This window comes from Vibrio genomosp. F6, from assembly GCF_005146325.1.
Lineage (GTDB): Bacteria > Pseudomonadota > Gammaproteobacteria > Enterobacterales > Vibrionaceae > Vibrio > Vibrio cortegadensis.
Genome location: NZ_SYUT01000026.1, coordinates 71,668 through 79,513, shown reverse-complemented (window position 1 = coordinate 79,513; position 7,846 = coordinate 71,668). Strand labels below are relative to the sequence as shown.

The following is a 7,846-nucleotide window of genomic DNA, read 5'->3' as shown; positions in this document are numbered from 1 at the left end:
AACTATTGTTGTGTAAATTGTTTGTGTTGAATTAGAGCAATCAAAATACGTGCTCTAGAAAATTGATGTACATTTGCAATGTTCTGCACAAGCAGAGAGGAGATGAAATGAAAATCTGGGATCTACCGATACGTTTTTATCATTGGCTTCAAGCGTTACTTTTTATTGGACTGGTGGCGAGTGGGAACAGTGGAGAAGGGCCACACCTTGTTTTAGGGTTAGCTCTTTTCACGCTTGTTATCTGGCGAGTTTTGTGGGGCGTTGTGGGAAGCGAAACGAGCCAATTTGAAGCTTTTGTGGCTTCTCCAAAGCGTGTTGTCAGCTATTTGATGGGGCGAGAAAAAGCGCAACCTGGTCATAACCCCGCAGGATCATGGATGGTGGTGGTGCTAATAGTGAGTTTGTTGATGCAGTGTTCAACGGGTATTGTTATATCAGGCTTGTTAGATAACATGCCATTCGCAGAAACCTTACTCACAGACTCCGCTTATGATGCCAGTATGGCAATTCATAGTCTTTTTGCGAAAGTACTTCAAGCTCTCGTTGCTGTTCACCTGCTAGCCATTCTCGTTTATAAGTTGCGTTCAAAACCTTTAGTGTGGGCGATGGTGAGCGGTAAGCAAAAAAATACGCTAGATAACCCTAATGCCGTATTAGCTTTTTCATCAAATAAGCGCGCATTATTAATGCTACTTGCAGCCGGATTAGTTACCATGACAATAGTTGTGTCGTCATTGGTATGAAAATATGGAAACGAAATTTGATCGCCAGAGTAGTTTTGGCTGGATGATTAATGTCATCGCGAACCAAGCCGCGAAAAAGTTTGAAGTAGAGCTTAAAAAGCATGGGCTAACGGTCGCATTGTGGCCAACCATGATGTGCTTGTGGGAAGAAGAAGGGATCACGCAAAGAGATATTGCGTTGAAATCCAAAGTAGAGAACTCAACCACAACCAGAACGTTAGATAAGCTTGAAAAGCTTGGGCTGGTGGAAAGACAAGCCGATCCAAATAGTCGGCGTTCATTCCGGATCTATTTAACGGAAAAAGGACGGGCAATGGAAAAAGACTTGCTCGTATTGCCTGCACAAGTCAATAGAGAGCTACTGAGATCATTAGACGCCGATGAGCAAGTCGATATGATTCGTTTACTGCAAAAAATGGTCGCTGCTGTTTAGTTATATAGCCAGCTGATAAATGGTTGAGAAAACGGGTACTCTCTTATATCAAATGAAAGGTAAGTGAGAAAATACATGTTATTTGAGAAATGTACTGTGTAAGTACTAGACAATTAGGTTACTCTATCTTTAGTGTCTATTCTATTAATAAGAATTATAATAAATTACTGATGGAGAGTGTCATTGATGCGTTACCTTTTTGGTAAGCAATGGTCTGTAAATTTGCTGCTTGCCGTTTTTGTTATAGTAGCCATTATGCTGCTTGAGTTGCTAAACCAGAATCAAATGATGTTTCTCGATAAGCAATACCAAAGCAGTGCTAAAGAAGAGCTATCAAAAGTCCGATCAAACTTAGAAGCTGCTATTGTCGCGGATATTTATGTATCTAATAGCCTTTCTACGCTTGTGAGTATCCATTCTGATACCGCTTTTGATAACTGGGAAAAGGTTGCTGCAAAAATCATTAAAGAGTCAAAGCATGTCACTATTATTGCGTTAGCTAGAAACGACATCATTAATTTTGTTTATCCGCTTCAAGGTAATGAAAAAGTTATAGACCTGAATTATCGACGGATTCCCGCTCAGTATGCGTCGATCGTGAAAGCTCGAGAGATAGAACAGATATTTATTGCTGGTCCTGTTAACTTGGTTCAAGGTGGACGAGGATTGATCGCTCGTGTCCCCATTTTTACCGACCCTCCTAATAATAAAGAGTATTGGGGGGTATGCAGTGCAGTCATTGATCTCGACTCTCTATTTCAAGAAGTTGGCATCGAAGCGTTTGAGCTAAAATATAGGCTTGGGATTAGGGGGCTCGATAGCTCCGGTTCGCAAGGTGAGATATTTCATGGCGATCAAACAGTCTTCGATGATGCGTTCGCGACTGAAAAAGTAAATTTCCCTTATGGTAGCTGGGAAGTCGCAGTAGCAAGGGCGCCTTGGTCAGCTGAGCGTGAAAATTGGTTCAGAATACATAGCGTCCGATTGATCGGATACCCGATTATCATCATTCTAGCCTTTGCCTTTGTTACCATTTATCGCCTCTATGTTTCAGCACAGAACCGTTCTTTGCATGATGAACTGACGAAACTGCCAAATCGACGGTACTTTATGTACATCCTTGAGGATCAGTTTAATTCAGCGAAGAAACCTGAAAGTCACGAAAGGTTTGCACTGCTCAATCTTGATCTCGATAAATTCAAAGAAATTAATGACACTTATGGCCATGTTGCGGGTGATAAAGTGCTTGTCGCTTGTGCCGAGCGAGTACGCAATGTATTAAGGAGATCTGATCTCATGGCGAGAATTGGTGGCGATGAGTTTTTAGTATTGCTTCCTAGAGTGATGAGCGCTTCAGATGTGAGACGAATTGAAGTCACGGTCCAAAAATCACTGAGTTCAACCCCGATCATTTATGAAGGGGCGTTGATTTACATAAAAGTTAGCATTGGTTCCGTTTTATATTCTGATGAATTTGCCACAATGGATGAGATGCTGAAATTCGCTGATGATAGAATGTATGACCAAAAACAGGGTTTGCTCGGCGGTTAAATCACGATATTACTTTCATTTCCATGGTAAAAGCCTCAGAATAGCGCGCTTCAATCGGCAGCTATTTTTGTAAGCCTGTAAAAGGCAAATGCCTACCTCTGCCGTCTTCTAGAGAAACTGTTTCTATTGAATTGAAATAGATCAGTGATCCTAATTATCTAATTCGAGAATCAATTTATGAGTTTTACCTCTTTGGGTCTATCTGCTCCAATTCTTAAAGCTATTGAAGAGCAAGGTTATGACAAGCCATCACCTATCCAAGCGCAAGCAATTCCAGCGGTCTTGGAAGGTCAGGATGTAATGGCTGCGGCTCAAACGGGTACTGGCAAAACGGCGGCATTTACACTTCCTATTTTGGAAATTTTGTCTAAAGGCCCTAAGGTTCGCCATAATCAAGTTCGAACGCTTGTATTGACGCCAACTCGTGAATTAGCCGCTCAGATTTATGACAACGTTGTAAAGTACAGCAAGCATTTGCCTCTATCTGCAACGGTTGTATTTGGTGGTGTTAAAATCAACCCGCAAATGCAGAAGCTTCGCCAAGGCAGTGATGTTCTAGTGGCAACACCTGGTCGCTTGTTGGATCTTTATAATCAAAATGCAGTTCGATTTGATCAATTAGAAATGCTGGTTCTTGATGAAGCTGACCGCATGCTTGATATGGGCTTCATTCGCGATATTCGTAAAGTTCTAGCTTTCCTACCAAAGAAGCGTCAAAACTTACTATTTTCAGCCACTTTTTCAGATGATATCCGCAGCCTAGCAAAGGGTTTAGTCAATAACCCTGTTGAAATTTCAGTAAACACGGCTAACTCAACAGCGGTAACGGTAGAGCAAAGTATTTACCCTGCGGATAAGAGCAAAAAAAGTGCGATGCTTGCTAAGTTAATTAAAGATAATGATTGGCGACAAGTGTTGGTATTCAGCAAGACAAAGCATGGTGCTAACCGCTTGTCACGCTACCTTGAAGGGCAAGGTATTACGTCTGCACCTATTCATGGTAACAAAAGCCAAGGCGCAAGAACGAAAGCACTTGAGAACTTTAAAACGGGTCAAGTACGAGTATTGGTTGCAACTGATATTGCTGCTCGCGGTATTGATATCCCACAATTGCCTCAAGTGGTTAACTTTGATTTGCCAAACGTGTCAGAAGATTATGTACACCGTATTGGCCGTACTGGTCGTGCTGGTGAAGTGGGCAAGGCGATTTCGTTGGTTACGGCTGAAGAAACGTATGAACTATTTTCGATTGAGCGTCTGATCCAACAAGTTCTGCCTCGTCATCAACTAGAAGGTTTTATTCCAGAAACGATATTGCCTGAATCTAGACTAGATACGCGCCCAATTAAGCCTAAGAAACCTAAAAAGCCAAAAGTCGATCATGCTGATGGACAACGCTCTGGTGGCAATGCACGTGGTAATAAACCTGCTGGCAAGAATAAGCGTCATGTTGCAAGTAATGGCAATTCGAATAATTCTAACCGCAAACCTGCAAACAAAGGTGGAAACGCGGGCGGAAAATCGGAAGGTGAAAACCGTCCAGCAAGAAATACCGGCGGTAACGCAAATAAAGGTAAGCAGGGTAACGGTCAAAACCGTGGTGCAAATAAACCAGCAGGTGAAGGCGCTAGTCGCAGTCGTCGCCAAGGTCCATCTTCGGGTAAACCGCAACGTAGAAGTTCACCAAAAGCATAGAGATGCTGTGAATTGATGACGTAATAAATATTTAAATGAAAGACCTCGTTAATTAGCGAGGTCTTTTTGCATCCAATGGCATGGAGTTGATGAAAAACCTATTCTTTAGCCTTTAGCACGATCATGATCCCTCCGAGTATTAATGCTGAGGACATGACAAAATGCATGGTGATATTTTCACTCATAAATAGAACCCCTCCAACCGCCGATAAGACAGGCACCAGCAATTGTAATGATGCGGCTCGAATGACACTGAGCTTAGGTAGCACGTAGTACCAAATCGCATATCCGACGCCAGATGCTAAAGAGCCAGAGGCACAAGCGAGTAATATGCCTTGAAGGGTGTAATGTGCTTGATGCAGACTGAGTAGAAAAAGAATTACAGCGAACGGTAAGGTTCGGATGAAATTGAATCCAGTATCGATGAGAGGCTGTTTAGACGAACGACCATTAATGGTATACATTCCCCACGCAACGCCTGACACCATCATCAATCCGAATCCAAATAGTGATGGCGTGTCTACGTTAGGCAGTACAAGGTAAAGGAAACCTGAAAAGGCAATGATCATTCCCCATATTTCATTTCGAGTTACTTTGTTTCCAGACAGTAAACTATTGATTAGCATGGTTGCTTGTACTGATCCAAATAGGATTAGTGCACCTGTTGCAGTGTCTAAAGATAAATAACCGAAAGAGAATGTTACCGCATATACAAATAGCAAAATCCCTGCTTTCCAGCTTCCTTTTTGTCTATTTTGAGAGTGATAACTTTGAGAATCATTGCTTTGAAAATCACAGCTTTGAAAGTCATTGCTTTGATAGTCACAGCTTTGATAGTCACAGCTTTGAGAGTGAACGCGTGGTGGTAAATATAATTTGATAAGAGCGTAGAGTGTGATGGCACCTGAAAATAATCGGATACTCGTAAAGCTACTCGCATCGATTAATTCAGATCCCAAAGCAAGTCGAGATAAGACAGAATTAGCAGCAAAGGCAATTAGAGCTAGGGTAGTAAGGGGTATTATAATCAAGTCGTAATCTCAGAAGTGAGGGGTGAGAGCCGTCCCAATGTAGACCGTGAACTGGCACGTTTAATTTCGTTATTACTCAAAATTAAGGCGCTGAAAAACATCAGCGCCATTGTTTATGATTGAGAGAAAAGAGATTAAACGAGTTTAAACTTATTGAGTTGCTCTTGAACGTTAAACACTTCCTCTTTATAGCTGGTCACAATAGTGTTTAACTCATTGGCAAGAACGCCAGTTTGGTCTGCAATTTCTGATAATGTATCGACATCTTTATCGACATCTTCGCTGGCTTTCGATTGTTCAGTTGTTGAATTGGCAATACTCGTAATGTGCTCGCTGACTTGCTCAATCACTGACTCCAGTTTAGCCACGCTCTCTCGTACTACATCAACCGATACAAAAGTGTCATCACTCGCTTGTTTACTCTTATTCATGTTGCTAACAGACTTATTCGTATTGGTGGTGATTTTTTCCAGTAGCTTACTGATGCTTTCAGTCGCTTCTTGGCTACGATGAGCTAAATCACGTACTTCGGAAGAGACAACGGCGAAACCGCGCCCGTGTTCACCTGCTCGTGCGGCTTCTATCGCGGCATTCAATGCCAATAAATTAGTCTGTTCTGAAACGGCGCTGATGGTCTCTACAATTTGGCTGATACTTTGCGTATCTTGCTCCAGTTCGAGCATACAAGCTTCTGTTTCGTTAATCTGAGTAATCAGCCCTTCTACAGAATTAAATGAAGCTTCACTTTGGGATTGGCACTCTAGAACTTGGCTCTTCATTTCATCGGTTTCAGTTAGCGCCCTTTCAGCAGAGGCGGCAATCTCAAGGCTAGACTGAGATAACTCCGTCATTGCGGTGGCTATGTTTGCACATTTAGCGGTGGTTGATTGACTACTCTGACCTAGCTCTTGAGCGTTGCTTACAATCGTGTTCAATCGTTGTGTGCTGTTGTTATTGGTATTAGTGACATCCGATAATAACGAGCGGATATTCTGGGTGAGTTGATTTATGCTACGAGAAATATATGAAATTTCATCTTTACCTACTGAGTTAAGCTCAACACTTAGATCTCGTTGTGTAGACATGTTACCCAAGTGCGTCGTGAGAGACCCAACACGATGACGCAGGCCTGTAACACAAAATACAAGAGCCCATAAGAGACACGCTCCAATGAGAATTGTCGCCACTAGCAGTGAGTTTTGTAAGTTGTTTGCTCGAATGGCTTGTTCAGTAGAAATGGTGCTGATTTCAGTTTGAAGTTGGTTGCGTACTTGGTTAATCAGCTTGATTTGATCTGTTGCTAATCCAAACCATGAGCTTGCATCAGGCCCATCGATATTATTGAGATTGGACTTTTGAGATAAGAATGAGTCCTTAATTTGATTCACATTTTTCCATGTCGACGAGTTTCTCGCGAGCTCTAACTGCTGTTGGAATTGAGTCGGCATTTCAATTTTTGCTCTGCGCAGAGCATAATTGCCAGAGCTGATGTAATTTTGCACATTGGCGTAAATCGCAGCCGTTGCATTACCTCGTGAGAACACGCCATTTAGCGCCCCACGAACTTGCCCAGCACGCTCTTTCATGACAACGACAGAGGTTAATGCTTTACCAAGAGAGGCTATTTCAGAATTATTAATACTGGCGAGCAGCATGATTGCGTTATCAATGGCGAGCTGGTTGAGATCCGAGTAGTAAGCAAAAGGAGACAAGTTGGGACGCAAGGTATCTACTTGACGGCGAACTTCACTTAAACGGCTTAATTGTTTTTGAACATCACCCATTAAATTTGACGCTAACTCTGGCTTTATGTGAACAGGTGAAAAGCCTTTAAGTGCTTGTATATGAGTATCTGCAACCTTACGCTGCTTTTTTAATTTCTCTACTTGAGCGGCTTTACCTTTACTGCCTAGTACTCCCGCGGTAAGTCCACGCTCTACCGCCAAGTTATGAGCAATGTTGTCATAGAGGATCACAAGCTCAACCACTTCTTGATCTTGCGAAGAAAGCGATGATTCTTGTTTAAATTCAATGACAGATAAGCTGGCTAAAATTATGGATAGGGTTAAAGGTATGCCTGCGATAATGGTGACAATAATGTAGAGGGGGAACTGGCGTAGTAGTGAGCGCATTGATAAATCCCTAGCTGTATTTTTTATAATTATAGAAATCCTAGTTAGAGTATAGGTGCTGTTTTTGTGGGTTTCATTATCAACAAATGAATCAATTATCAAAAGTGAGACTTTTTGTAATTAATGTGATCAAAGTGTTGTTGGTTGTGTTGTTTATGTAATTTGTATGCATTTATAATTTTGAACTAAACAAGCGGAGTACCTCTATCGATCTGCGTTTAGTATTAAAGACAATACTTTGTTAGATGAATAACTTATAAA

6 protein-coding genes are annotated in these 7,846 nt (G+C 41.8%); 4 read left to right on the top strand and 2 right to left on the bottom strand.

Annotated elements, in window-relative coordinates:
- Positions 1 to 107 precede the first annotated feature (107 nt).
- The 4 genes from FCV43_RS11215 (at position 108) to FCV43_RS11200 (ending at position 4,422) form a co-directional block, all read left to right on the top strand.
- Entirely contained in the window at positions 108 to 743 is a 636-nt protein-coding gene (locus FCV43_RS11215; RefSeq protein ID WP_136995232.1) for a cytochrome b/b6 domain-containing protein, read from the top strand.
- A gap of 4 nt (positions 744 to 747) precedes the next feature.
- Positions 748 to 1,176 (top strand): MarR family winged helix-turn-helix transcriptional regulator, encoded by a 429-nt coding sequence (locus FCV43_RS11210; protein ID WP_136995231.1) that lies wholly within the window; start codon positions 748 to 750, stop codon positions 1,174 to 1,176.
- A gap of 186 nt (positions 1,177 to 1,362) precedes the next feature.
- Positions 1,363 to 2,727, top strand: coding sequence for a diguanylate cyclase (locus FCV43_RS11205; RefSeq protein WP_136995230.1), 1,365 nt, complete (start codon positions 1,363 to 1,365; stop codon positions 2,725 to 2,727).
- Between the two features lie 177 nt (positions 2,728 to 2,904).
- Positions 2,905 to 4,422 carry a DEAD/DEAH box helicase gene (locus tag FCV43_RS11200; RefSeq protein ID WP_136995229.1) on the top strand — a complete coding sequence of 506 codons (1,518 nt, stop codon included), beginning with the start codon at positions 2,905 to 2,907 and terminating at the stop codon, positions 4,420 to 4,422.
- 98 nt (positions 4,423 to 4,520) lie between these two features.
- On the opposite strand, the gene FCV43_RS11195 is transcribed toward FCV43_RS11200, so the two are convergent.
- The gene (locus FCV43_RS11195; protein ID WP_136995228.1) at positions 4,521 to 5,453 is read right to left on the bottom strand and encodes a DMT family transporter; all 933 of its coding nucleotides are present in this window, start codon (positions 5,451 to 5,453) and stop codon (positions 4,521 to 4,523) included.
- A gap of 134 nt (positions 5,454 to 5,587) precedes the next feature.
- Complete coding sequence (locus FCV43_RS11190; protein WP_136995227.1) at positions 5,588 to 7,585, bottom strand: methyl-accepting chemotaxis protein; 1,998 nt, start codon at positions 7,583 to 7,585, stop codon at positions 5,588 to 5,590.
- Positions 7,586 to 7,846 lie beyond the last annotated feature (261 nt).